Origin of the sequence: Streptomyces sp. RK62 (genome assembly GCF_018070255.1) — a bacterium.
In the GTDB taxonomy this organism is placed as follows: Bacteria; Actinomycetota; Actinomycetes; order Streptomycetales; family Streptomycetaceae; genus Streptomyces; species Streptomyces nigra.
The window spans coordinates 202,646-227,405 of sequence record NZ_JAGPYD010000016.1; the positions used below are offsets into that span (position 1 = coordinate 202,646).

The 24,760-nt window shown below is 72.5% G+C and carries 22 protein-coding genes; 12 read left to right on the forward strand and 10 right to left on the reverse strand.

Features of this window, described 5'->3' with window-relative positions; genetic code table 11:
• Positions 1–8: 8 nt before the first annotated feature.
• The 5 genes from cseC to KBY32_RS28845 form a co-directional block, all read right to left on the reverse strand.
• A complete protein-coding gene (cseC, locus tag KBY32_RS28825; RefSeq protein WP_374225003.1) occupies positions 9–1,472 on the reverse strand; it encodes a two-component system sensor histidine kinase CseC in 1,464 nt (487 codons plus the stop codon).
• Between the two features lie 10 nt (positions 1,473–1,482).
• Entirely contained in the window at positions 1,483–2,187 is a 705-nt protein-coding gene (gene cseB, locus KBY32_RS28830) for a two-component system response regulator CseB (protein WP_210982159.1), read from the reverse strand.
• A gap of 103 nt (positions 2,188–2,290) precedes the next feature.
• Positions 2,291–3,016 carry a hypothetical protein gene (locus tag KBY32_RS28835; RefSeq protein WP_247690118.1) on the reverse strand — a complete coding sequence of 242 codons (726 nt, stop codon included), beginning with the start codon at positions 3,014–3,016 and terminating at the stop codon, positions 2,291–2,293.
• Entirely contained in the window at positions 3,004–3,543 is a 540-nt protein-coding gene (locus KBY32_RS28840) for a SigE family RNA polymerase sigma factor (protein WP_055624676.1), read from the reverse strand. The genes KBY32_RS28835 and KBY32_RS28840 overlap by 13 nt, the downstream gene beginning before the upstream one ends.
• Before the next feature lie 317 nt (positions 3,544–3,860).
• A complete protein-coding gene (locus tag KBY32_RS28845) occupies positions 3,861–4,796 on the reverse strand; it encodes an A/G-specific adenine glycosylase (RefSeq protein WP_210982160.1) in 936 nt (311 codons plus the stop codon).
• Between the two features lie 243 nt (positions 4,797–5,039).
• Between KBY32_RS28845 and KBY32_RS28850 the strand changes: the two genes are divergently transcribed.
• Entirely contained in the window at positions 5,040–5,864 is an 825-nt protein-coding gene (locus tag KBY32_RS28850; RefSeq protein ID WP_210982161.1) for a hypothetical protein, read from the forward strand.
• A 22-nt stretch (positions 5,865–5,886) separates the two neighbouring features.
• Here the strand turns inward: KBY32_RS28850 and disA are convergent, their stop codons facing one another.
• Both disA and radA read right to left on the reverse strand, forming a co-directional pair.
• Positions 5,887–7,011 (reverse strand): DNA integrity scanning diadenylate cyclase DisA, encoded by a 1,125-nt coding sequence (disA, locus tag KBY32_RS28855; protein WP_055624674.1) that lies wholly within the window; start codon positions 7,009–7,011, stop codon positions 5,887–5,889.
• An 81-nt stretch (positions 7,012–7,092) separates the two neighbouring features.
• Entirely contained in the window at positions 7,093–8,502 is a 1,410-nt protein-coding gene (radA, locus tag KBY32_RS28860) for a DNA repair protein RadA (RefSeq protein ID WP_055624673.1), read from the reverse strand.
• A 230-nt stretch (positions 8,503–8,732) separates the two neighbouring features.
• Between radA and KBY32_RS28865 the strand changes: the two genes are divergently transcribed.
• On the forward strand, positions 8,733–10,481 hold the full coding sequence (locus KBY32_RS28865; protein ID WP_210982162.1) for a hypothetical protein: 1,749 nt from the start codon (positions 8,733–8,735) through the stop codon (positions 10,479–10,481).
• Positions 10,482–10,497: 16 nt separating this feature from the next.
• Here KBY32_RS28865 and KBY32_RS28870 read toward each other — a convergent pair whose 3' ends face one another.
• Positions 10,498–11,355 (reverse strand): hypothetical protein, encoded by an 858-nt coding sequence (locus KBY32_RS28870; protein WP_210982163.1) that lies wholly within the window; start codon positions 11,353–11,355, stop codon positions 10,498–10,500.
• Positions 11,356–11,429: 74 nt separating this feature from the next.
• Here KBY32_RS28870 and KBY32_RS28875 point away from each other — a divergent pair, with 74 nt between their 5' ends.
• The 4 genes from KBY32_RS28875 (at position 11,430) to ilvD (ending at position 16,039) form a co-directional block, all read left to right on the forward strand.
• Complete coding sequence (locus KBY32_RS28875; RefSeq protein WP_055624670.1) at positions 11,430–12,359, forward strand: Ppx/GppA phosphatase family protein; 930 nt, start codon at positions 11,430–11,432, stop codon at positions 12,357–12,359.
• Between the two features lie 256 nt (positions 12,360–12,615).
• Entirely contained in the window at positions 12,616–13,440 is an 825-nt protein-coding gene (locus KBY32_RS28880) for a sugar phosphate isomerase/epimerase (RefSeq protein WP_079033862.1), read from the forward strand.
• Positions 13,437–14,054 (forward strand): TetR/AcrR family transcriptional regulator, encoded by a 618-nt coding sequence (locus KBY32_RS28885; protein ID WP_055624668.1) that lies wholly within the window; start codon positions 13,437–13,439, stop codon positions 14,052–14,054. The genes KBY32_RS28880 and KBY32_RS28885 overlap by 4 nt, the downstream gene beginning before the upstream one ends.
• Before the next feature lie 131 nt (positions 14,055–14,185).
• Positions 14,186–16,039: a dihydroxy-acid dehydratase gene (gene ilvD / locus KBY32_RS28890; protein WP_055624667.1), complete on the forward strand. Its 1,854-nt coding sequence runs from the start codon at positions 14,186–14,188 to the stop codon at positions 16,037–16,039.
• Positions 16,040–16,129: 90 nt separating this feature from the next.
• Here ilvD and KBY32_RS28895 read toward each other — a convergent pair whose 3' ends face one another.
• Positions 16,130–18,253, reverse strand: coding sequence for a PQQ-binding-like beta-propeller repeat protein (locus KBY32_RS28895; protein WP_210982164.1), 2,124 nt, complete (start codon positions 18,251–18,253; stop codon positions 16,130–16,132).
• Positions 18,254–18,433: 180 nt separating this feature from the next.
• Between KBY32_RS28895 and KBY32_RS28900 the strand changes: the two genes are divergently transcribed.
• The 6 genes from KBY32_RS28900 to proC all read left to right on the forward strand — a co-directional run bounded on the left by KBY32_RS28900 (position 18,434) and on the right by proC (position 22,853).
• Entirely contained in the window at positions 18,434–18,757 is a 324-nt protein-coding gene (locus tag KBY32_RS28900) for an SH3 domain-containing protein (RefSeq protein ID WP_210982165.1), read from the forward strand.
• Between the two features lie 143 nt (positions 18,758–18,900).
• Entirely contained in the window at positions 18,901–19,410 is a 510-nt protein-coding gene (locus KBY32_RS28905; RefSeq protein WP_210982166.1) for an EamA/RhaT family transporter, read from the forward strand.
• Positions 19,411–19,461: 51 nt separating this feature from the next.
• The gene (locus KBY32_RS28910; protein ID WP_210982167.1) at positions 19,462–20,286 is read left to right on the forward strand and encodes a class I SAM-dependent methyltransferase; all 825 of its coding nucleotides are present in this window, start codon (positions 19,462–19,464) and stop codon (positions 20,284–20,286) included.
• 33 nt (positions 20,287–20,319) lie between these two features.
• Complete coding sequence (locus KBY32_RS28915; protein ID WP_210982168.1) at positions 20,320–21,132, forward strand: ABC transporter ATP-binding protein; 813 nt, start codon at positions 20,320–20,322, stop codon at positions 21,130–21,132.
• A complete protein-coding gene (locus tag KBY32_RS28920; protein ID WP_055624661.1) occupies positions 21,129–21,920 on the forward strand; it encodes an ABC transporter permease in 792 nt (263 codons plus the stop codon). The genes KBY32_RS28915 and KBY32_RS28920 overlap by 4 nt, the downstream gene beginning before the upstream one ends.
• Before the next feature lie 123 nt (positions 21,921–22,043).
• Positions 22,044–22,853, forward strand: a complete 810-nt coding sequence (proC, locus tag KBY32_RS28925; RefSeq protein WP_210982169.1) for a pyrroline-5-carboxylate reductase — start codon at positions 22,044–22,046, stop codon at positions 22,851–22,853.
• Positions 22,854–22,917: 64 nt separating this feature from the next.
• Here the strand turns inward: proC and trpS are convergent, their stop codons facing one another.
• Positions 22,918–23,970 (reverse strand): tryptophan--tRNA ligase, encoded by a 1,053-nt coding sequence (gene trpS, locus KBY32_RS28930; RefSeq protein WP_210982170.1) that lies wholly within the window; start codon positions 23,968–23,970, stop codon positions 22,918–22,920.
• Positions 23,971–24,760: the final 790 nt, after the last annotated feature.

A 24,760-nucleotide genomic window follows, 5' to 3' on the forward strand; every position in this document is an offset into this window, starting at 1 on the left:
GTGCGTTTCTAGGGAAGCGCCGGATAGCTGCCCGTGTTCGTCGGCGCGTGCTCCGGCAGCCACAGGACCGCCACCGCGCCCTCGGCCGGCAGGTCGTCCGGGGAGCCGGGGGGCCGGATGTTGCGGAACGTGAGCCGGGCGCCCAGCACCCGGGCCTGCCCCGCCGCGATCGTCAGGCCCAGCCCGTGCCCGTGCCCGGCGCGGTCGCTGCTGCCCGTACGGAAGCGGCTCGGTCCGTCGGCGAGCAGGTCCTCGGGGAACCCGGGGCCGTGGTCGCGGACCCGGATGACCCGGCCCTCCACGGTGACCTGGACGGGCGGCCTGCCGTGCCGGGCGGCGTTCGCCAGCAGGTTGAACAGCACGCGCTCCAGGCGCCGGGGGTCCGTCGTGACCTCCGACTCGTGCACGATCCGCACCTCGATCGCCGGGTCCTTCACCGCGACCCGCCGCTCGACGAACTCGCCCAGCAGGATGTCCTGCAGCTCGGCCCGCTCCGAGGCGCTGTCCAGCCGGGCCACCTCCAGGACGTCCTCCACCAGCGTGCGCATCGCCTTCGCCCGGTCCAGGACCAGCTCGGTGGGCCGCCCGGGCGGCAGCAGCTCAGCGGCCGTCAGCAGCCCGGTCACCGGCGTGCGCAGCTCGTGCGCGATGTCCGCGGTGACCCGGCGCTCCGCCTCCAGCCGCTGCTGGAGCGCGTCCGCCATGGCGTCCACCGCGCTCGCGAGATCGTCGGTCTCGTCCCGTACGACACCCCCGATGGCGTCCCGCACCCGGACGTCCGGCTCGCCGCTCGCGACCCGGTTGGCCGCGGCCGCCGCCTTGCGCAGCCGCCGCGACAACTGCCCGCCGATGAGCACGCCCAGCGCGCTGCCGCCGAGCACCACCGCGATACAGCCGATGATCATGGCCTGGTCGAGCCGGTTGAGGATCTGCTCGCTGCGGTCGGTCCAGCCGCTGCGCAGCGACAGCACATGCCCGTTGCTCAGCGGGACGGCCGCCCAGATGTCGGGCGCGCCCCCGGCGGTCTCCGTGACATAGGTCGCCCGCCGGCCCTCCTCGACCTTGTCCCGCAGCGCGGCGGGCAGCTCCGGATCGTCGATCGTGGCGTTGGGGAAGTTCAGCCGCTTGGACTGCTCGAAGCTGCGCTGCGCGATCTGCACTCGCTCGTCCGCGACGTCACGGGCGCTGTCCAGCATCGAGACCCGGGCCTGGTTGTGCACGACCAGGCTCAGGACGACCGCGACGAGCGCGCCGACCAGCGCGATCGCCGCGCTCAGCTTCCAGCGCAGCCCCGTGCGGATCGCCACCCGGCCCCGCAGACCGGCCCGTCGCCCACCCGTACGACCCCGCATCACCGCGCCCCCAGGCCGCTCCATGACACCGCCGGCACCCCCGGCCACGGCCGCGGCCGGCTCGCCGAGCCCGCCGCCTGCCGCGCCCGACGCGGCCGTACGCCCGAACAACCCCCGCATGCCGCCCCGCTCAGGCCTTCAACTTGTAGCCGAAGCCACGGACGGTCTCGACCCGGTCCTGGCCGATCTTCTGGCGCAGCCGCTGCACATGGACGTCCACGACCCGGGTGTCGCCGCCCCAGCCGTAGTCCCACACGCGTTCCAGCAGCTTGTCCCGGGACAGCACGGTCCCGGGCGCGGAGGAGAACTCCAGCAGCAGCCGCATCTCGGTCGGTGTGAGAGCCACCGGCTGCCCGGCCCGGCGCACCTCCATGCCCTCGGTGTCGACCTCCAGGTCGCCGAAGGTCAGCAGCCCGCCGTCAACCGTGTCACCGCCGTCCTCCGATCGGTCGCCACCGCTCGCGTGCCCGAAGCGGCGCAGCACCGCCCGGATCCGCGCGACCAGCACGGCACCGTCGAACGGCTTGGTGACGTAGTCGTCGGCGCCGGCCTCCAGGCCCAGCACCACGTCGATGGAGTCCGCGCGGGCGGACAGCATGATCACCGGCACGGTCGACTCGTCCCGGATACGGCGGCACAGGCTCACACCGTCCAGGCCCGGCACCATGACGTCCAGGAGCGCGATGTCGGGCCGGTCGGCCCGGAACGCCTCGAGCCCCGACAGCCCGTCGGGCATGGCGGTGACCGCGAAGCCGTCCCGCTCCAGGGCGAGCTGGGTGGCCTCACGGATGACGTCGTCGTCCTCGACGAACAGGACGTGGGTCTGCTCTGCCATCCAGGTGCTCTCAGTCCTCGTGTGCGGTCGGGGTGCGTCGGGCGGTGCCCACTTCACAGACGCGTGGGCCCGGCGAAGCGTTCACCGCCGTGGGCGGCGCCACTCAGCCGGCCGGCTCGGGTGTGTCCTGGCCGTCGTCCAGGGTGCCGTAGTCGGTGTGCGTGCTGTACTCGCGTACGAAACGGCCGGACGTCCACCTGTAGGACACGACGTTCTCGCTCGACGGGTTCGACAGGGCGTCGTCCTTGGCGTAGACCTGCTCGGTCACCACCAGGTAGCCCCGGTCGATCTCCGCGTAGACGGGAGGCTCCTCGGCCTTGAAGACGTTCTGGTAGGAGCCGTCGCGCTCCCGGTACACGTACGAGGCGATCCCGACCGCGTCCCCGCAGGACAGGACGTTGACCACGATGTCGTCGGCCGGCCCTCCGGTCAGCTCACCGTACGACACGTCGACCGGGTACTCGTCGGACACACAGGGCTTCAGGTCCCGCTTGACCTGCCGTGACACCTGGGGGTCGGCCTGCACCAGCCGGACGGCCGCGCGCCGGTCCGGGACGGGTGTGGGGGAGGCCGACGCGAGATCGGCCGAGGAGTGCGCGGGGCTGCCCACGCTCTCGGCGTGCGCCGGTCCCTCGTCACGGGCGCCGGTGCCACCGGTCGCGCAGGCGGACGCGAAAAGGGCGAGGGCGACGACCACGGCCACCGCCGTGAACGCCGCCTGGAGATTTCCCCGGATCGCCGGTCCGCCGTCCGCGGCGTCCGGCTCCGCGCCGGGGTCGCCGCCGTCCGAGCGCCCGGTGCCGCCCCTCGTCGTGCCTAGGCCGCGCAACGCTCCCGCTCCTCACGCTCCAGCGCGCGTGCGTCCAAGTCGCGGTTCTCCAGCTCCTCGCGGAGCCGGGCGAGCGCCCGGTGCAGCGTGCTCTTGACCGTACCCGCCGACATGCCGAGGGCGGCGGCCGTCTCCTCAGTGGACATCTGCTCCCAGTGTCGCAGCACCACGACACTGCGTTGCTTCGGAGCGAGCACCTTCATGATGTCCATCAGCAGGGCGCGGTCCGCGTGCTGCTCGGTGGCGTCGTCGACCGAGGCGTCGGGCAGCTGCTCGGTCGGGACCTCCTCCAGCTTGCGGGCCCGCCACCACTCGGTCCGGGTGTTGATCATGACGCGGCGGAGATAGGCGTCGGCGAGGCGCTTGTCCGCGATGCCGTCCCAGCGGTGGTACGTGCGCACCAGCGCGGTCTGCAGCAGGTCCTGGGCGTCGACCGGGTCCGGGACCAGCCGGCGGGCGCTGCGCAGCAGCGCGTCCTGCCGGGTGCGGACGTACTCCTCGAACTCGAGCACCTCTCCCTGCGCCATCCTGACCGCCTCCTGATTCCCCGTCACCGGCGGCCTGTTCACCGCCGGTCGTACTGCCTGTGCTTCGTCACCGGTCCCCGTCTGCCGGGTACGGGAATGAAGCTACGGAGGCGTTGTCACGGGGCTGTCCGAGGCAGCCTGCGGAGAACGCTCGGCTGTCCGTCGGTTGTGTAACGGAAGCAGGAAACGGGCGAATCGAACAGGGTGGTTGGCGGTACTCTGCGACGATATGCCCGGTTCTGGGCTAGGTGACAGCTGTGAAGTGCGGGGCGGGGGAGCCCGGTTCCTGTGACAGAGCCGGGTGATTTCCCCGGGCGTCAGCTCGCCGGCAGCCGGTACATCCCGTCCGGCAGCGGCTCCACCAGACCGTCGGCCACCAGCCCGTCCAGCGCGCGGGCGCGCTGCACCGGCTCGTGCCACACCCGGTCGAGCGCGGCCTGCGGCACGGGCGCGTGGGCGTCGCGCAGCACGGCGAGCAGCTTGCCGCGCACCTGCCGGTCGGTCCCGGCGTACGTCTGCCCCCGGCGGGGCGGGCCCTCGTGCTCCGGCTTGCCCGCCAGCTGCCACGCGCACTGCGCGGCGATCGGGCAGCGGTGGCAGGCCTCGTTCTTCGCCGTGCACACCAGCGCGCCGAGCTCCATCGACGCGGCCGCCCAGCGTGAGGCGGTGCGCTCGTCCTCGGGGAGCAGCGCGCGGGCCAGCTTGCGCTCGGCGGCCGTCGTGGCGTTCGGCGGGTACTGCACGCCCGTGACGGCACGGGCCAGGACCCGGCGGACATTGGTGTCCAGGACGGCGTGCCGCTGCCCGTACGCGAACGAGGCGACCGCGGCGGCCGTGTACTCGCCGATGCCGGGCAGCGCCAGGAGTTGCGCGTGGTCGGTCGGTACGTCGCCGTCGTGCCGTTCCGCTATGGCGACTGCGGCGCCGTGCAGCCGCAGCGCGCGGCGCGGGTAGCCGAGCCGGCCCCAGGCGCGGACCGCCTCGCCGGGGGTGTCCTTGGCGAGGTCGGCGGGACGGGGCCAGCGCGCCAGCCACTGCTCGTAGACGGGCAGGACGCGGCTCACCGGAGTCTGCTGGAGCATGAACTCACTGACCATCACGCCCCAGGGACCGGCGTCGGGACGCCGCCAGGGGAGGTCGCGTGCGTTCTCCTCGAACCAGTCGATGACGGCGCCGTGCAGCGACTGACCGAGAGGGCCGTCGGAACGGGGCGCGGCGGAGTGGCTGTGCGGGGGTTTCGTGGGCGCAGTCATGGCCTTCCGATCCTGCCATGCCGGGGGCGGCCGGAAGGGGAGGCGGCGGTGTCGGTGCGTTTCCCGGCGGCCGGGGCGGCGGGAGGTCGGTCGTGAGCGCTGCTTCGAAGTGCCGGGATCGCCCCGGTAGTTCGGCTCCGGAAGGCGGCTTCGGGGGCTCTCCGGGATGATGATCCGGAAAAGTTGTCGTCTCGGCGGCGGGTGACGCAAGCCGGGCCACCGATCTCTCGTACAGTTTGCGCCGTGGGATCTCTGCGCAATCCGGTCGGGCCGCTTCCCTCCTCCATCTACTGGCGACGGAGGGCCGTCATGCTGTCCGTGCTCGCCCTGTTGGCCCTGCTGGCCACCTGGGTGCTCACGTCGGGCGGCGGGGGCGGAAAGAACGACGCCGGCGGGTCCGACGGCAAGAATCCCTCACCCACGACGATCACCCCGGGCCCCTCGGGTTCCGGACCGGCCATCAGCCAGGCGCCGGGCGGGCGTGACGAGTCGCCCGGCGGTGGGGACTCCGGCGGTTCGGGTGCGGACGACGGCTCCGGGTCGGACTCGGGCGGCGGGGACGCCGGGAGTTCCGGCGGCGAGGCCGGCTCCGGCGGCGGCTCCGCGGGCGGCGGCTCGGGCACCGCGGTCGGCGCGGGCGACACGGTCGCCGAGGGGTCCTCGCTGCCCAACTGCGTCGCCGGACAGGTGAAGTTGACGCTGCGCAGCCTGCGCAACTCCTACGCGCCCGGCCAGAAGCCCACGTTGCGCCTCACGGCGGCCAACTCCTCCAGCTACGACTGCAAGATCGACCTCGGCCCGAAGAACGCCGTGACGACCATCACGCAGGCCGGCGCCGACGACGACATCTGGTCCTCGGCCGACTGCCCCGACGGGGCCGGCAATCTGCGGTTCCGGGTGCCCGCCGAGTCGAGCATCACCTACACCGTGAAGTGGGACCGCAAGGCGAGCGCGCCGGAGTGCGCCACCCCGAAGGCCGGGGCGGCCAAGGCCGGGACCTATCTGGTGGAGACGAAGACGCCGGGCTTCGGCACGGCGCAGACGTCGTTCGTGCTGGACAAGGACTAGGGTCCGGGGCCCTGGGCAGGTCCTAGACGTACCGCTCCAGGATCGAGCTCTCCGCCAGGCGGGACAGGCCCTCGCGGACGCTGCGGGCGCGGGCCTCGCCGACGCCGTCCACGGTCTGGAGGTCGTCGACGCTGGCGGCCAGCAGCTTCTGCAGCCCGCCGAAGTGCTCCACCAGCCGGTCGATGATGGCGCCCGGCAGCCTCGGCACCTTGGCCAGCAGCCGGAAGCCGCGCGGCGACACCGCCGAGTCCAGCGCCTCGGGGGAGCCGGTGTAGCCCAACGCCTTGGCCACCGTGGGCATTTCGAGAAGCTCCGCGTGGGACAGGGCGTCCAGCTCGTAGAGCGCCTCGTCGACCGTGCGGGAGCGCTTGGCGGTGGGCTCGGGGACGTAGTCGCGCACCACGAGCTCGCGCTCGGGTTCCACGCCGGCGATCAACTCGTCCAGCTGGAGCGCCAGGAGCCGGCCGTCGGTGCCCAGCTCCACCACGTACTCGGCGATCTCCGTCGCGATACGGCGGACCATCTCCAGGCGCTGGGCGACCGCCGAGACGTCCCGGACCGTCACCAGGTCCTCGATCTCCAGCGCCGACAGCGTGCCCGCGACCTCGTCCAGGCGGAGCTTGTAGCGCTCCAGGGTGGCCAGCGCCTGGTTGGCGCGGGACAGGATCGCCGCCGAGTCCTCCAGGACGCGGCGCTGACCGTCCACGTACAGCGCGATCAGGCGCATCGACTGGGAGACGGAGACGACGGGGAAGCCGACCTGCTTGCTGACCCGGTCCGCCGTGCGGTGCCGGGTGCCGGTCTCCTCGGTGGGGATCGTCGGGTCCGGGACCAGCTGGACGCCGGCCCGCAGGATCTTCGACAGGTCGGACGAGAGCACGATGCCGCCGTCGAGCTTGCACAGCTCACGCAGACGCGTCGCCGTGAACTCGACATCCAGGACGAATCCACCCGTGCACATCGCCTCGACGGTCTTGTCGGAGCCGAGCACGATGAGTCCGCCGGTGTTGCCCCGGAGGATCCGCTCCAGGCCGTCGCGCAGCGCCGTGCCCGGTGCCACAGCACTCAGTGAGGCGCGCATCAGGCCATCGGCACCGGAGCTCCCGCCGGCCTTTCCGGGAGCTGACGCCCGGTCGTTGGCTGCCACTGCACTCCTCCGGTCGCAGGTTCCAAGGCGCTCCCGTTTCGCACATTCGGTTCGTACGGACGGGCGAGACCTGGGCAAAGTCTACCGGCGGTCCTCGTCGTCCCGTGGGGCCTCTCGCCGACGCGAGCGCGGAAGGACCCTGAGAGCGTCTCCCATATCGGCCACTTCCAGCACCTTCATGCCCGGCGGGACCTTCCCCGGGTCGTTCGGGACCAGGGCGTGCGTGAAGCCCAGACGGTGGGCCTCGGCGAGCCTGCGCTGCACGCCCGTGACCCGTCTGACCTCGCCCGCGAGGCCCACCTCGCCGATCGCGACGAGATTCTTGGGGAGAGGTGTGTCACTCGCGGCGGAGGCCAGCGCGAGGGCCACCGCGAGGTCGGCGGCGGGCTCGGACAGCTTCACGCCGCCGACGGTCGCGGTGTAGATGTCCCGCTTGCCGAGGGCGCTGATCCGGCCGCGCTGCTCCAGCACGGCCAGCATCATCGAGACCCGCGAGGTCTCCAGACCGGACGTCGTACGGCGGGGGGAGGGGATCTGGGAGTCGACGGTGAGGGCCTGGACCTCGGCGACCAGGGGGCGGCGGCCCTCCAGGGTGACCGTCAGGCAGGTGCCCGGGACCGGCTCGTCACGGCGGGTCAGGAAGAGGCCGCTGGGGTCGGTCAGCCCCACGATGCCCTCGTCGTGCAGCTCGAAGCAGCCGACCTCGTCCGTCGCCCCGTAGCGGTTCTTGACGCCGCGTACGAGGCGCAGGCGCGCGTGCCGGTCGCCCTCGAAGTGGAGCACCACGTCGACCAGGTGCTCCAGGAGGCGGGGGCCGGCGATGGCGCCGTCCTTGGTGACATGGCCCACGAGCAGGGTCGACATGCCGCGCTCCTTGGAGGCGCGGATCAGGGCGCCGGCCACCTCGCGGACCTGGGCCATCCCGCCGGGGGCGCCGTCGATCTCGGGGGAGGCAACCGTCTGCACCGAGTCGAGGATGAGCAGGGACGGCTTCACCGCGTCCAAATGCCCGAGCACGGCCGCCAGATCGGTCTCGGCCGCGAGGTACAGATGGTCGTCGAGGGCGTGGATGCGGTCGGCGCGCAGCCGCACCTGGCTGGCCGACTCCTCGCCCGTCACATAGAGGGTGCGGTGCTCGTCGCTCGCCGACTTGGCCGCGACGTCCAGCAGCAGGGTGGACTTGCCGACGCCGGGCTCGCCCGCGAGGAGGACGACCGCGCCGGGCACCAGGCCGCCGCCGAGCACCCGGTCCAGCTCGGGCACGCCGGTGCTGCGGGCGGTCGCCGTACGGCCGTCGACCTCGCCGATCGGGAGGGCGGAGCTGGTGACCCGGCCCGGTGCCGTCGTACGGACCGCGGGCGCGCCGTACTCCTCGACCGTCCCCCACGCCTGGCACTCGGGGCAGCGGCCGAGCCACTTGGCCGTCTGCCAGCCGCACTCGGTGCAGCGGTAGGACGGGCGGTCCTTGGTGGACTTGGTACGGGCAGCCATGCGAGGAACCGTAGCCGAGGGCACTGACAACGCTCCGGGCGCTGACCTTCTGGGCATGGGGCTGGGCATGCGGTGCCTGTCCCGGCGGCCACGGGTTCGGCAGGCATTCGCCATGAACAGGACATGGAATCCGGGGCTCCTGTACCCCATTGAGGGATCGTTTCACCCGTACGGATTAAAAGTGCTCAAGCAGGGAGAAGGCGCCGGTGCCGGACGCCTACGGTCCCCCAATGACGAGCAGCAGTCCGGAGACCTCGACCCGCACCACCGGCGCGCACAGGGCGCATCGGGAAGCGCGTGATCGTGCGGCGGCGCGAACGGTGGCGCAGCACCCGTCCACGCGCTACGAGCCGTATCTGGACGGGCTGTTCACCTACTGCCTGTCCGTGCTGTGCGACCACGACGCCGCGACCGCCGCCCTCGCCGACGTCCTCGTCCTCGCCGAGCGCCGCGGACAGCGGGTGCCGGACAGCCCGGCCGACCGGCGGCCCTGGCTGTACGCCCTGGCCCGCTGGGCATGCCTGCGCAAGCTGGCCGAGGCCAAGCAGAAACGTCAGGGCAGCCACGCGGCGGGCCGGCACGGCGCCCACCGGGGGACAGGACCCGAGCCGGGCCCCGCCGTCCCCGAGGACGTCCAGGAGCAGCGGCGCCGCGAACTGGCCCTGCTGGCCTGGCCGGAGGCGGCCGGCACCACCCCGGAGCAGCGCGAGGCCCTGGAGCTGGCCGTGCGCCACCACCTGGCCGCCCACGAGGTCGCCGCCGTCCTCGGTCTGGGCCTCGCCGCCGCGCGCGAGCTGCTCGCCTCCGCCGCCTGCGAGGTCGAGCGCACCCGCGCCGCCCTCGCCGTCGTCGAGACCGGCACCTGTCCGGGCGTCGCCCGGCTCACCGGCGACCGCCAGCTCGTCCTCGGCACCGCCCTGCGCCGCGAGCTCGTCCGGCACGTCGACGACTGCCCGCGCTGCCGCCGTACCGCCGAGCGCGCCGTCCCCGGCCGGTGGCCCGGCGCCGCCGTCACCCCCGCCGAGCTGCCCGTGCTGCCCGCCCCGCGCGCGGCCCTGCACATGGCCCTCGCCCACGCCCCCCGCGCGCGGGGCGGCGCCGTGCCCCGCTTCGACCGGCGCGGCTTCCCGATGGACCCGAAGGACCGCGCCGCCCGCCGGGACCGGCTGCGCGCGCGTGCCGTCACCACGACCGTCGTCGCCACCGTCGTCGCCGCCCCGGTCCTCGCGCTGTGGGCGGCCTACCGGTCCACCCCGACCGGCGAGTCCGTCGACGGGCACTCGGCCACCGCGGGCGCGGCACACGGCCCCGGCGCGCTCGACGGCGAGGGCGCGGACGGCGGTTACGAGAACGCCGGCAACGCCAGCCCCCGGCACGCGGACCGCTTCGGCGACCGTGACGCGCCGGACGTCTCCGTGGAGGTCATCAGCGTCGGCGGCCCCGGGGAGAAGGGCGCCGCCCGGCTGGAGGTGTCCGCGTCCACCATCGGCGACACCACGCTGGTCACGCTCCGTGCGACGGGCCGCACACCGGTGCGCTGGTCCGCGAGCACCTCGGCCCCCTGGCTCTATATGAGCCGGTCGACGGGCATGCTCGCGCCCGGCGAGTCGGCGACGGTCAAGGTGTACGTCGACCATCTGCGCGAGCCGTCCGGGTTCTGGAGCGCGCGCCTCGCGATCTCGCCCGCCGGGACGCTCGTCACCATCCAGGGCTACGGCACCGCGCCGACCCCCTCGGACCCCGGCCGGCCGACCGACCCGGGCACCCCCAGCGACCCGCCGCCCTCGTCGTCCGACCCCGACCCGACACCCACGACGCCGACACCTACACCGACCGACCCGACGCCCACCGATCCGGAGCCCAGCGACCCGCCGCCGTCGACGGACCCGTCCACACCGGGCCCGACGGACCCGACCGGCCCGTCGGACACCACGTCACCGGCCGACGGCAGCGGCGAGCCGAGCCCGACGGACTCCTAGAGGGGTGTCCTGTCGATCAGGCGACCGGGTCCGCCGGGTGCGGGGCCACCAGCGGCAGCTGCGAGGCCAGCCGCTCCTCGCACAGCTCGACCAGGCGGTCGTAGCCGGCCTTGCCCATCAGCTCGATCAGCTCCGGCCGGTAGGACACGTAGACCGGGTCGCCCGCCCCGTGCGCCGAGGTCGCCGAGGTGCACCACCAGTGCAGGTCGTGGCCGCCCGGACCCCAGCCGCGGCGGTCGTACTCACCGATCGAGATCTGCAGCACGCGCGTGTCGTCGGGCCGGTCGATCCAGTCGTACGTGCGCCGGACCGGCAGCTGCCAGCAGACGTCCGGCTTGGTCTCCAGCGGCTCGCGGCCCTCGCGCAGGGCGAGGATGTGCAGCGAGCAGCCCGCGCCGCCGGCGAAACCGGGGCGGTTCTGGAAGATGCACGAACCGTTGAAGGGGCGCGTCTGGCGGTCGCCGTCCTCGTCCTCGGACACCCAGCCGTTGCGGGTGCCCTCGGCGTGGTGCTGCCAGATGTCCGGCGTGAGCCTCGCCACATGCTCGGCCACCCGCTTCTCGTCGTCCTCGTCGGAGAAGTGCGCGCCCAGCGTGCAGCATCCGTCGTCCGCGCGGCCCGCCTGGATGCCCTGGCAGCCGCTGCCGAAGATGCAGTTCCAGCGAGAGGTCAGCCATGTCAGATCGCAGCGGAAGACCTGCTCGTCGTCCGCCGGATCAGGGAACTCCACCCACGCGCGTGCGAAGTCGAGCCCCTTCTCGTCCGCGTCCCGGCCCTTCCTGGGGTGCTTCGCCACCGCGGCTGCCTTCGCCTGCGAAGAACCCTTGGCTGATTTGGCCGTCTTGTCGTCCTTCGCCTTTTTCGTCTTTGGCACGGGTCCAGGGTACGGCGTCCGCACCTGCGCATTCGAGGACGGAGCGGGGCCCGGCTGGCAGTAGCGTGCCGTACATGAGACTCGGTGTCCTCGACGTGGGTTCGAACACGGTGCATCTGCTGGTGGTGGACGCGCATCCCGGCGCCCGCCCGCTGCCCGCGCACTCGCACAAGGAGGAGCTGCGGCTCGCCCAACTCCTCGACGACAAGGGCGCCATCGGCATCGACGGGGTCGACCGGCTGGTGCGGGTGATCCAGGACGCGCTGCAGGCCGCCGAGGACAAGGGGGTCGAGGAGGTCCTGCCCTTCGCGACCTCCGCCGTACGCGAGGCCGTGAACGCCGACGAGGTCCTCGCGCGCGTGAAGGCCGAGACCGGTGTCGAGCTCCAGGTCCTCGCCGGCGACGACGAGGCCCGGCTGACCTTCCTGGCCGCCCGCCGCTGGTTCGGCTGGTCGGCCGGGAAACTCCTCGTCCTGGACATCGGCGGCGGCTCCCTGGAGATCGCGTACGGCATGGACGAGGAACCGGACGCCGCCGTGTCCCTGCCCCTGGGCGCGGGCCGGCTCACCGCGGGCTGGCTGCCGGGCGATCCGCCGGACCCGGAGGACATACGCGCGCTGCGGCGCCACGCACGGGCCGAGATCGCCCGTACGGTCGGCGAGTTCACCCGGTTCGGGGCGCCCGACCACGTCGTCGCCACGTCCAAGACCTTCCGGCAGCTGGCCCGGATCGCCGGTGCCGCCCGCTCCGCCGAGGGCCTGTACGTCCAGCGCGAGCTGAAGCGGGAGTCCCTGGAGGCGTGGGTCCCGCGGCTGGCCGGGATGACCGAGGCCGAGCGCGCGGAACTGCCCGGAGTCTCCGAGGGCCGCGCGAGCCAGCTGCTCGCCGGGGCGCTGGTGGCCGAGGGGGCCATGGACCTGTTCGGCGTGGAGACGCTGGAGATCTGCCCGTGGGCCCTGCGCGAGGGCGTCATCCTGCGCAAGCTGGATCACATGAACCCGTGAGGGCGGCGGTCGTGTGCGGGCCGCGGCCGGCGTGAGGGCGGTCGTGTGCGGGCCGTGGGGCGGCGCCCGGCTCCGCCCGCGCGCCCCGGCGGTCCACCGCACCCCCGCGTGAAGCCCGCCACACACCGGCCGGAGCCCGGGCCGCGCCCCGAGCCGTGAATGCCCTGTTCGCACAGGTGGCCGGTTGTGTGCGACGCCCCCGGGCACATGGTCATCCGTTCCCGCGGGCCGGGGGAGTCCCCGTACGCTGTCCCTCGTGGCAGATCCAGTGGTGCGCATCCCGGATGCGAAGGTCGCCCTGTCGACGGCCTCGGTCTATCCGGAGTCGACGGCGACGGCCTTCGAGATCGCCGCGCGCCTCGGCTACGACGGTGTCGAGGTCATGGTGTGGACCGACCCGGTCAGCCAGGACCTGGAGGCGCTGCGCCGGCTCAGCGACTACCACCGCATCCCCATCCTGGCCGTCCACGCCCCCTGCCTGCTGATCACCCAGCGCGTGTGGTCCACCGACCCCTGGACCAAGCTCCAGCGGGCCCAGGCCGCCGCCGAGAAGCTCGGGGCCGGCACGGTCGTCGTGCACCCGCCGTTCCGCTGGCAGCGCCAGTACGCCCGGGACTTCGTCGAGGGCATCTGGCGCATGGCGAACGAGACGGACGTCCGCTTCGCCGTCGAGAACATGTACCCCTGGCGCTACCGCGACCGCGAGATGCTGGCGTACGCCCCCGACTGGGACGTCACGCAGGACGACTACCGGCACTTCACGATCGACCTCAGCCACACCGCGACCGCCCGCTGCGACGCGCTGCAGATGGTCGACCGCATGGGCGACCGGCTCGGTCATGTGCACCTCGCCGACGGGCGGGGCTCGGCCAAGGACGAGCACCTCGTCCCCGGCCGCGGCAACCAGCCCTGCGCCGAGGTGCTGGAACGCCTCGCCCGCACCGGCTTCGACGGGCACGTCGTCATCGAGGTCAACACCCGGCGCGCGATGTCCGGCGCCGAGCGTGAGGCCGACCTCGCGGAGGCCCTCGCCTTCACCCGGCTCCATCTGGCGTCCGCGGTGAAGGTGCCCCGGCCGTGACCGACACCGCACCGGGCACGGGCGGGCGACGCCGGGGCCGGCCCCCGCGCACCGAGTCCGCCGGCACCCGTGAGCGCATCCTGGACGCGGCCCGCGAGGAGTTCGCCGAACGGGGCTACGAGAAGACCTCGGTACGGGGCATCGCCAAGGCCGCCGGGGTCGACTCCGCGCTCGTCCACCACTACTTCGGCACCAAGGAGCAGGTCTTCGAGGCGGCCGTCGAGGTCGCCCTCGTCCCCGCCCTGAAGGTGCGCGACGCCGTCCTCGAGGCGCCCCTGGACGACGTCGGCGAGCGGATGACCCGCTTTCTCTTCGGGCTCTGGGAGAACCCGGCGACCCGTAAGCCGCTGCTCGCGATCGTCCGGTCGGCGGTCACGAACGAGGCCGCGGCCACCGTGTTCCGCCGCCTGGTCGCCAGCCAGCTGCTGCGCCGGATCGCCGGGGAGATCGACGCGCCGGACGCGGAGCTGCGCGCCGAGCTGGCCGCCGCGCAGCTCGTGGGGATCGCGATGATGCGGTACGTCATCAAGATCGAGCCGATCGCCTCGGCCGACATGGAGCGGATCGTCGAGCGCGTGGCACCTGTGGTGCAGGGGCACCTCACCGGGCCCTGAGGCCTGCCCCGGACCCCCGTACCGCTCTCTCCGCGAGACATTCGTCCCGTATGACGGACGCCTCGTCCCGCCCACTGGATGACCGGCGTACGCTCGACAACAGCCCTATCTGTCTGAAGGAGCGAGCGACGATGCCCGAGCTGAGGTCCCGCACAGTCACCCACGGCCGCAACATGGCGGGCGCACGCGCCCTTATGCGCGCCTCCGGTGTACCCGGTGCGGACATCGGCCGGAAGCCGATCATCGCCGTGGCGAACTCCTTCACCGAGTTCGTGCCCGGTCACACGCACCTCCAGCCCGTCGGGCGGATCGTCAGCGAGGCCATCCGCGAGGCCGGCGGCATCCCGCGCGAGTTCAACACGATCGCCGTCGACGACGGCATCGCCATGGGCCACGGCGGCATGCTGTACTCCCTGCCGTCCCGCGACCTGATCGCGGACAGCGTGGAGTACATGGTCGAGGCGCACTGCGCCGACGCCCTGATCTGCATCTCCAACTGCGACAAGATCACCCCGGGCATGCTGAACGCCGCCCTGCGGCTCAACATCCCCACGGTCTTCGTCTCCGGCGGCCCGATGGAGTCCGGCCGCGCCACCCTGGTCGACGGCACGGTCCGCACCCTCGACCTGGTCGACGCGATCTCCGACGCCGTGAACGACAAGATCTCGGACGAGGACATCCTCCGTATCGAGGAGAACGCCTGTCCGACCTGCGGGTCCTGTTCCGGCATGTTCACCGCCAACTCGATGAACTGCCTCACCGAGGCCATCGGCCTCTCCCTGCCGGGCAACGGCTCGATCCTCGCCACGCACACGGCCCGCAAGGGCCTGTACGAGGACGCCGCCCGCACCGTCATGGACATCACCCGCCGCTACTACGAGCAGGACGACGAGACGGTGCTGCCGCGCAACGTCGCCACCGTCGCCGCGTTCGAGAACGCCATGGCGCTCGACATCGCCATGGGCGGCTCCACCAACACGATCCTGCACCTGCTGGCCGCCGCCCAGGAGGCGGGCGTGCCGTTCGGCCTGGAGGAGATCGACGCCGTGTCGCGCCGCGTCCCCTGCCTGGCCAAGGTCGCCCCGAACGTCGCCAAGGACCGCACGTACTACATGGAGGACGTGCACCGCGCCGGCGGCATCCCGGCCCTGCTGGGCGAGCTGCACCGCGGCGGACTGCTCAACGAGGAGGTCCACGCCGTCCACAGCCCCTCGCTGTCCGACTGGCTGAAGACCTGGGACGTGCGCGGCGGCTCCCCCTCGGCGGAGGCCGTCGAGCTGTGGCACGCGGCCCCCGGCTGCGTCCGCTCGGCCGAGGCGTTCTCCCAGTCGGAGCGCTGGGCGGCGCTCGACGAGGACGCCGAGGGCGGCTGCATCCGCAGCGTCGAGCACGCCTACTCCAAGGACGGCGGACTCGCGGTCCTCAAGGGCAATCTCGCCGTCGACGGCTGTGTCGTGAAGACCGCGGGCGTGGACGAGTCCATCTGGACGTTCGAGGGCCCGGCGGTCGTCTGCGAGTCGCAGGAGGAGGCCGTCGAGAAGATCCTCAACAAGCAGGTGACCGACGGCGATGTCGTCGTCATCCGCTACGAGGGTCCCAAGGGCGGCCCCGGTATGCAGGAGATGCTCTACCCGACGTCCTTCCTCAAGGGCCGCGGCCTGGGCAAGACCTGCGCGCTGATCACCGACGGCCGTTTCTCCGGCGGCACCTCGGGCCTGTCCATCGGCCACGCCTCCCCGGAGGCCGCGTCCGGCGGCACCATCGCCCTCGTCGAGGACGGCGACCGCATCCGCATCGACATCCCGAACCGCACGATCGAGCTGCTCGTCGACGACGCGGAGCTCACCCGCCGCGAGCAGGCGCTGAACGGCGCGTACGCGCCGAAGAACCGCGAGCGCAAGGTCTCTGCGGCCCTGCGCGCCTACGCGGCGATGGCGACCAGCGCGGACAAGGGCGCGGTGCGCGACGTCTCGAAGCTGGGCTGACCCAGGCGGGATTGTGTAGTCGGTGGGGCCGTCTCCTTCGGGGGCGGCCCCTTCGCCGTACGGTCCCTTTGTACGGCCCCGGGGCTCAGGTCACCATGTGCCCGGCGACCGGCCGTCGACGGTGAAGACCGTGCCGTCCGGTGCGGTGGCGTGGACCCGGCCGTCGCCCAGGGCGGGTGCGGGCAGGTCCGCGATGGCGCCGGCGGGGTCGGGGTTCAGCCGGGGCTCCGTCTGGCCGACCAGCCGTCCCCGGGTCCCGTCCACGGCGAGCAGCCGCCCGTCCACCGCGCTCACGTACACACGCCGGCCGTCGGAGACCGGTGCCGAGCCCTGGCTGACGCCCGTCTGCAGCGACCAGCGCTGCCGTCCCGCGCGCATGTCGACGGCCACCAGGGAGCCGTTCGCCCCCAGCAGGTGGACGGTCCCGCCGTGCACGCCGGCCTGTGCCCGGTTCAGCGACTCCGACAGACGCACGCGCCGCGTGGCGCCCGACGCCGGGCTGTAGCGGACGACGGCCAGCGCCTCGCCGTAGTCGCCGCCGCTCGCGACGAGGAAGACCTCGCCGTCGGTGGCGCCGACGGGGGTCAGGGCGCCGTCGAACGGCGCGTCCCAGCGCACCTTGCCGTCCTTCGGGTCGATGGACCGCACCCGGGTGCTGCCGCCGTCCGACACGTTCGCGACGAAGAGCCAGGGATTCCCCGGGAACGAGACGGCGTACGCCTCACCCAGCCCCGGGATCCGCCGCTTCCAGCGGGTCTCGCCGGACGCGCTGTCCACGCCCCGCGCCACACCGTCCGCGCCGATCAGCACGAGCATGTCGCCCGCGTACCGGAATCCCCGGTACGCCGACACGTCCAGCTCCCACCGCGACTCGCCGGTCGCCGGGTCGAGGGCCTCCAGATGCTGGTCCGCGTGGGTCGCCACATGTGCGAGGCCGCCCGAGAACACCGGAGTGCCGCCCGGTGCGTCGTCCTCGTCGGCGAGGTCGTGGCGCCACAGCACCCGTCCGTCGGCCGGGTCGAGCGCGCTGACCAGCCCCGGCTGCGTACACACCAGCCGCCGGCCGTCGTGCGCGCACCGCGGCAGTCCGCCGTGCTCCGGCGACGGCTTCACGGCCCAGGGCTCGACCGGCGACGCCGCCGCGGGCTTTCGCGCACCCGCCTCCTGCCGGGGCTCGTCCCCGGGCCACAGCACGGCGGCCCCGGCGACGACGCCCAGCGCGACGACGACCGCCGTCACCAGGCCCATCCGCCGTCGCGTCGCCGTCTTCCGGGGCTGCCGAGATCCGGCGGTTCTTCGCCTCCTGCTGGTGCTCCCGGGGTCGGGCTCGGGGTCGCCCTCCTCGCTCGCACGCTGGGCCGGTATGAACGCCTGTGTGTCGTACGACGCCGACACCGACCGCAGTTCGCGCATCAGCTCGTCCGGGGTGGGCCGGTCCTCCGGCTCCTTGGCGAGACAGCGCAGCACGAGCGGGGCGAGGTTCTCCGGCAGCCCGGTCAGATCCGGTTCGTCATGGACGACCTGGTAGGCGACGACGTACGGGCTGTCCGAGTCGAACGGCCCGCGTCCCGTGGCCGCGTGCACCATCACCGAGCCGAGCGCGAAGACGTCCGCGGCGGGGCCGACCTCCCGGGGCCGCCGGAACTGCTCCGGCGCCATGAACGGCGGCGTCCCGATCAACTTGCCGGTCTCGGTCCGCAGTTCGCTGTCCTTTGGCCGAGAAATGCCGAAGTCGATGACCTTCGGGCCGTCGTCGGCGAGCAGCACGTTGCTCGGTTTCAGATCGCGGTGCACCACGCCGACGCGGTGGATGTCCCGCAGCGCCTCGGCCAGCCCGGCCATCAGCCGCCGCAACTGCGCGGGGTCCATCGGGCCGTTCCGCTTCACATGGTCGGAGAGCGTCGGGCCGGGGATGAACAGCGTGGCCATCCACGGCCGTCCGGCCTCCGGATCGGCGTCCACCACCGGTGCCGTGAACGCGCCGCTGACCTTGCGCGCCGCCCCGACCTCCTGCCGGAAACGGCCCCTGAACTCGGGGTCCTTCGCGAACTCGGCATGGACGACCTTCACGGCGACCTGCATGCCCGAGGTGCTCCTGGCCAGATGGACGACGCCCATGCCCCCGGAACCGAGGACCGACTCCAGGCGGTAGTGCCCGGCGTACTCGGGAAGTTCCGCTTCGGCGTCCGCCCCGATGTTGTGCCGTGACGCCATGGGACCACCCCCGTGCTGTTCGTCCACGCGCGCGACGCACGGAGCCTAGTCGATGACACGTGCGATACCGAGGCGGCTTGCTAGTCTTCGCGTTCGATCTGAGCACGCCTGTTTCATGGCGTGATCTGGGGGAATCAACGGGGCCCCACGATGGTCGTGGGCTCAACGGGGGGAGTACCTATGTCTGTCGACCGTACGGAAGTGGCGGACCGCGGCGAGGACGACGCCGTCAGCACACTCGCGGCGTCCGCCGGAGTGCCCTACTACCCGGTCGCGCCGGGCGTGCGCCTCAACGTCCGCAGCGGTCCCGGCACCAGCTACCCGATCATCAAGGTCCTGCCCGAGGGCACGCGGGTCGCGATCTACTGCCAGCGGCCCGGCACCAGCGTCACCGGCCCCTACGGCACTTCGGCCATCTGGGACAACATCGCCAACGGCGAGTACGTCTCCGACGCGTACGTCAAGACCGGCAGCGACGGCTACATCCGCCCGCGCTGCTCGTAGCGAGGTCTGGGCCTTGGCGTACGGGCCGTGGGCCTGGGTCATGGGCCGTGGGCCATGGGCTCGGGCGAGGGTGCCCGAGCCCAGGGCCGGGGCCTGACGGCCTGAGCGGGGACTGACGAGGGCGCCGGGGCGATAATCGACGCGTGAGCGAGACGAACGGCACCCCGGCCACCCCCGCGGACACCTCGGGCCCCCGCCCCGAGCCCCTGCGCTTCTTCGGCACGACCTGGGTCGAGCACGACCAGGGCTACACGCTCCGCCGGATCGGCGTGGCCGTCGGCTCCCTGGCCGCCGCCGCTGCCGCCTGCCTGGTGCTGCGCTTCGCCTACCAGGGCATCGCGATCGCCGGCACCGGCAGTTTCGTGACGGTGCTGGTCGTCGTGATGTTCGCGGTCTGCAGCGCGCTGGCGTTCCGCCACACCTGGGACGGCTTCACCAAGCGCCCCGACCCGGACCGGCAGGCCAGCCTGCGCGGCCTGCTCACCATCGGCTTCGTCGGCTCCCTCCTCGCCTATTTCTTCCGCTCCCTTTTCGAGGCCCCCGGCGAGAAACTGCACCGCCAGGAGTACGAGACGGCCCGCAAGCGCCACGAGTCCCGCACCACCCGCCGCACCGGCAACCCGTCCAAGCGCAAGACCAAGCGCAACCGCTGAGCACGCCCCTGGCGCTGTGGCCGACCGGGTGACGGGCGGCACCATGGCTCCATGACAGCCCCCTCCGACGCGGCCCGCGCCCACTCCTTCAACACCGCCGCCGCCCAGTACGCGGCGAACCGCCCCTCCTATCCACCCGCCCTCTTCGACGCGGTCGAGGAACTCGCGGGGCGGCCCCTGGCCGGTGCGCGGGTCGTCGACGTCGGTGCCGGGACCGGGATCGCCACCGCCCTGCTCCACGACCGCGGCGCCGACGTGCTGGCGGTGGAGCCCGGCGAGGGCATGGCGGCCCAGTTCCGCCGCGGCCACCCCGGCATCCCGCTCGTACGGGGCACCGGTGACGCCCTGCCCCTGGCCACCTCCTCCGCCGACCTCCTCACCTACGCCCAGGCCTGGCACTGGACCGACCCCGCCCGCTCGGTGCCGGAGGCCCTGCGCGTGCTGCGCCCCGGCGGCGCGCTCGCCCTGTGGTGGAACATCACCCCCCTCGACATCCCCTGGCACGTCGAGCAGGCGATGCGGATCGAGAGCCGCTTCGGCCTCCACTCCGGTGGCCCCGCGCCCGTCGCCCCCGCCGTCGAGCAGCAGGGCAGGGGCGCCCGAGCCGCCGAGGCCGACCCCACCGGCCGCCTCACCTTCACCTCCCGCACGGTCCGCTGGAGCCGCCGTGTCCCCGTCGACACCCACCTGGCCAACCTCGCCAGCCACTCGCTCTTCCTCGTCCACGGCGCCGAGTCGAGCGCCGCCTTCTTCGCCGAGGAGCGGCGCCATCTCCTCGACGCCTTCCCGGACGGCACCGTCGAGGAGACGTACGACGTGGACCTGGTCGTCGCCACCACCCCCGGGACCGGGAACCGCGCCCCGCACGGCGCTTGACGCTCAAGGTCCGGCGCGAGCATTATTCATCGCATGATGAATTATGACGCCGCCCGCACCGACCCTCCCGACAGCCCCGGGGACGAGCCGGCCGTCCGCGCCGACTCCCTCACCGTCGTCCGCGGCACCCGCCAGGTCCTGCGCGACCTGGCCTTCACCGTCCCGCGCGGACAGATCACCGGCCTGCTCGGCCCCTCCGGCTGCGGCAAGACGACCCTGATGCGGTCCATCGTCGGCACCCAGGCCAAGGTCACCGGCACCCTCGACGTCCTCGGCCACCCCGCCGGACACCCCTCCCTGCGCACCCGCATCGGCTATGTCACCCAAGCCCCCTCCGTCTACGACGACCTGACCGTCCGCCAGAACCTGGACTACTTCGCGGCGATCCTCGACCCCGGCCGCTCCGCCGCCGACCGGCGCGCCGACGCCGTCACCCGCGCCGTCGCCGACGTCGACCTCACCAGCCACGCCGACGCCCTGGCCGGTGCCCTCTCCGGCGGCCAGCGCAGCCGCGTCTCCCTGGCGGTAGCCCTCCTCGGCGCCCCCGAACTCCTCGTCCTGGACGAACCCACCGTCGGCCTCGACCCCGTCCTGCGCCGCGACCTCTGGGCCCTCTTCCACGACATCGCCGCCTCCCGCGGCGCCACCCTCCTCATCTCCTCCCACGTCATGGACGAGGCCGAGCGCTGCCACCGCCTCCTCCTCATGCGCGAGGGCCGCGTCCTCGCCGACGGCACCCCCGAAGCCCTCCGCGCCCGTACGGACTCCGAGACCGTCGAAGCGGCCTTCCTGCACCTGGTCGACGAGGCGGCCGCCACCGCCCGCGCGAAGGAGACCACCCGATGAGCACCACCGCGAGCACGCCCACCCCGCTCCGCCCGGCCCCCACCGGCGCCCTCAGCCCCGCCCGCACCCTCGCCACCGCGGCCCGCGTCCTGCGCCAGCTCCGCCACGACCCGCGGACCATCGCACTGATGCTCCTCGTGCCCTGCGTGATGCTCTTCCTGCTGCGCTACGTCTTCGACGGCAGCCCGCGCACCTTCGACACCATCGGCGCCTCCCTCCTCGGGATCTTTCCGCTGATCACGATGTTCCTGGTCACCTCCATCGCCACCCTGCGCGAACGGACCTCGGGCACCCTCGAACGCCTCCTCGCCCTGCCCCTGGGCAAGGGCGATCTGATCGCCGGCTACGCCCTCGCCTTCGGCGCCCTCGCGATCGTCCAGTCCGCGCTCGCCACCGGACTCGCCCTGTGGTTCCTCGATCTCGACGTCACCGGCAGCCCCTGGCTGCTCCTGCTGGTCGCCCTGCTCGACGCGCTCCTCGGCACCGCCCTCGGCCTCTTCGTCTCGGCCTTCGCCGCCTCCGAGTTCCAGGCCGTCCAGTTCATGCCGGCCGTGATCTTCCCCCAGCTCCTCCTCTGCGGACTCTTCACTCCCCGCGACGCCATGCACCCCGCCCTGGAAGCCCTCTCCGACGTCCTCCCCATGTCCTACGCCGTCGACGGCATGAACGAAGTCCTCCAGCACTCCGACATGACGGCCGCCTTCGTCCGCGACGCCCTGATCGTCGCGGGCTGCGCCCTCCTCGTCCTCTGCCTGGGCGCCGCGACCCTGCGCCGCCGCACCGTCTGACCGACCGCACCGCCTGACCGACCGCGCCGCCCCGCGTCCGCCCACCGGACAGTCCACCGCGCACCCGGCCCTCCGGTGCGAGGATGAACGCGGACGACGCAACCCCCGGAGGGCACCCCAGCCATGACCCAGAAAGTCGCAGTCCTCGGCACCGGCAAGATCGGCGAAGCCCTGCTCAGCGGAATGATCCGCGGTGGCTGGACACCGGCCGATCTCCTGGTCACGGCCCGCCGCCCGGAACGCGCCGAGGAACTCCGCACCCGCTACGGAGTCACCCCGGTCAGCAACGCGGAAGCCGCCAAGTCGGCCGACACCCTGATCCTCACCGTCAAGCCGCAGGACATGGGCACCCTCCTCGACGAACTGGCCCCCTTCGTCCCCGCCGACCGCCTGGTCATCAGCGGCGCGGCGGGCATCCCCACCTCCTTCTTCGAGTCCCGTCTGGCCACCGGCACCCCGGTGGTCCGCGTCATGACGAACACCCCGGCCCTCGTGGACGAGGCCATGTCCGTCATCTCGGCCGGCAGCCACGCCAGCGAGGCCCACCTCGCCCACGCCGAGGAGATCTTCGGCGCGGTCGGCAAGACGCTCCGCGTCCCCGAGTCCCAGCAGGACGCCTGCACCGCCCTCTCCGGCTCCGGCCCGGCCTACTTCTTCTACCTGGTCGAAGCCATGACGGACGCCGGCATCCTGCTCGGGCTGCCCCGCGACAAGGCCCACGACCTGATCGTCCAGTCCGCGATCGGCGCCGCGACGATGCTCCGCGACAGCGGCGAGCACCCGGTCAAGCTCCGGGAGAACGTGACGTCCCCCGCGGGCACCACCATCAACGCCATCCGCGAACTGGAGAAGCACGGCGTCCGCGCGGCCCTCATCGCCGCCCTCGAGGCCGCCCGCGACCGCAGCCGCGAACTCGCCTCCGGCAACAGCTGACGCCCCCGGGCCGCCCCCCAACGGGGCGGCCCGACGACCCAGGCGGCTCAGGCCCAAAGGCTGCTCAGGCGGTCACTCCGATATCGGGGACAGCGGCACCGACACCGGCATCCTCCGCCTCGACCGTCGGCAGCAGTCCGATCGCTCGATACGCGGCATCCACGGTCGGCCGGGCCATCGCCCGCGCGCGCTCCGCACCATCCCGCAGCACCCCCTCCACAAAGCCAGGATCAGCGCACAGCTCTCTGTGCCTCTCCTGCACGGGCCTGAGAACCTCGACCACGGCGTCCGCGGTGTCCCGCTTCAAAGCCCCGTACGTTTCATATACACCGCTCAGCTCGGATGGGTTCCCACCCGTGCAGGCCGCGAGGATCTCCAGCAGGTTCGCCGGGCCCGGCCGCGTCTCCGGGTCGTACACGACGTCGCGGGCGCTGTCGGTGACAGCCCGCATGATCTTCCTGCGCACCACGTCCGGCTCGTCGAGCAGATAGACGATTCCCGGCCCCGAGTCATCGCTCTTGCCCATCTTCGAGGTCGGGTCCTGCAGGTTCATCACGCGGGCCGCGACCTGCGGCGGCGTCGCCCGCGGCACGACGAACGTGTGCCCGTACCGCTGGTTGAACCGCACCGCGATGTCCCGCGCCAGCTCCACATGCTGCGTCTGGTCGTCCCCGACCGGCACCTGATCGGTCCCGTACGCCAGGATGTCCGCCGCCATCAGCACGGGATACGTGAGGAGGGACAGCCGTACGCTCCCCCCGCGCACCCGTTCCCGCGCGGCCTTCTCCTTGTACTGGATCATGCGCCGCATCTCGCCGTCCGTGGCCACGCACTCCAGCAGGTACGACAGCCGGGTGTGCTCGTCGACATGGCTCTGCACGAAGACGGTGCACAACTGGGGATCCAGCCCCGACGCGAGCAACAGCGTCGCCGCCTGCCTGCTGAGTCTGCGCACCCGCGCCGGATCGTGGTCCACGGTCAGCGCGTGCAGATCCACGATGCAGAACAGGGCGTCCGACTGGTGCTGGTCGACCGCGGCCCACCGCCGCATGGCGCCCAGATAGTTCCCCAGCGTCAGGTGCCCGGTCGGCTTGATCCCGCTGAAGACCCGCGTCATCTCTCCACCTCCTGGTCGAGGCCGCCGTCCCGGCCGGCCGACCCTCAGGAGGGAGAAACAAGAACGGCCGCCGGGGCGGCGGCCGTGTGTGCGCACGTGACATCGGCCGCCGTCAGGCGGCCCACCAGAACTGGGTGCACGTGCGCGTCGTCATGCGGCTCAGAGTACGCCGCCAGGGCGCCGACCGCAGCGAAGTTGACACGCCCCATGCCCATCCGTACTGTTCTCCGAGTTGTCCGACGTGAGCGCCGACCCCGGTCGGTCCCCGGACAGCCACTCCGCAAGTACCAACCACCTCTCGACGACAGTCGTTCGGCTGCCGTCGTGTCGTTGGCGCGCGTATTTACGGAATGAGGAATCCGCGTTCGAAAGGACGCCGGCCCCCGATTCGATCGGGAGCAAGGAATCCGCTAAAGTCTCACTCGTCGGAACGGCCCAAGGGCCGGGAAGACGAACCCCGCTGACTGGGGATCAGGCCGAAAAGGATCTGGTAAAGTCGGAACCGCCGGAAAGGGAAACGCGGAAGCGGGAACCTGGAAAGCACCGAGGAAATCGGGTCGAAAAGATCTGATAGAGTCGGAAACGCAAGACCGAAGGGAAGCGCCCGGAGGAAAGCCCGAGAGGGTGAGTACAAAGGAAGCGTCCGTTCCTTGAGAACTCAACAGCGTGCCAAAAGTCAACGCCAGATATGTTGATACCCCGTCTCCAGCATCTGCTGGGGCGAGGTTCCTTTGAAAAAACACAGCGAGGACGCTGTGAACGTCGGGATTATTCCTCCCGATGTTCCGCT

Coding starts and splice junctions, on each gene's coding strand:
- cseC (WP_374225003.1), bottom strand. CDS start 1,472: ATGCGGGGGTTGTTCGGGCGTACGGCCGCGTCGGGCGCGGCAGGCGGC.
- cseB (WP_210982159.1), bottom strand. CDS start 2,187: ATGGCAGAGCAGACCCACGTCCTGTTCGTCGAGGACGACGACGTCATC.
- KBY32_RS28840 (WP_055624676.1), bottom strand. CDS start 3,543: ATGGCGCAGGGAGAGGTGCTCGAGTTCGAGGAGTACGTCCGCACCCGG.
- KBY32_RS28845 (WP_210982160.1), bottom strand. CDS start 4,796: ATGACTGCGCCCACGAAACCCCCGCACAGCCACTCCGCCGCGCCCCGT.
- radA (WP_055624673.1), bottom strand. CDS start 8,502: ATGGCTGCCCGTACCAAGTCCACCAAGGACCGCCCGTCCTACCGCTGC.
- KBY32_RS28865 (WP_210982162.1), top strand. CDS start 8,733: ATGACGAGCAGCAGTCCGGAGACCTCGACCCGCACCACCGGCGCGCAC.
- KBY32_RS28875 (WP_055624670.1), top strand. CDS start 11,430: ATGAGACTCGGTGTCCTCGACGTGGGTTCGAACACGGTGCATCTGCTG.
- ilvD (WP_055624667.1), top strand. CDS start 14,186: ATGCCCGAGCTGAGGTCCCGCACAGTCACCCACGGCCGCAACATGGCG.
- KBY32_RS28895 (WP_210982164.1), bottom strand. CDS start 18,253: ATGGCGTCACGGCACAACATCGGGGCGGACGCCGAAGCGGAACTTCCC.
- KBY32_RS28900 (WP_210982165.1), top strand. CDS start 18,434: ATGTCTGTCGACCGTACGGAAGTGGCGGACCGCGGCGAGGACGACGCC.
- KBY32_RS28910 (WP_210982167.1), top strand. CDS start 19,462: ATGACAGCCCCCTCCGACGCGGCCCGCGCCCACTCCTTCAACACCGCC.
- KBY32_RS28915 (WP_210982168.1), top strand. CDS start 20,320: ATGATGAATTATGACGCCGCCCGCACCGACCCTCCCGACAGCCCCGGG.
- KBY32_RS28920 (WP_055624661.1), top strand. CDS start 21,129: ATGAGCACCACCGCGAGCACGCCCACCCCGCTCCGCCCGGCCCCCACC.
- proC (WP_210982169.1), top strand. CDS start 22,044: ATGACCCAGAAAGTCGCAGTCCTCGGCACCGGCAAGATCGGCGAAGCC.
- trpS (WP_210982170.1), bottom strand. CDS start 23,970: ATGACGCGGGTCTTCAGCGGGATCAAGCCGACCGGGCACCTGACGCTG.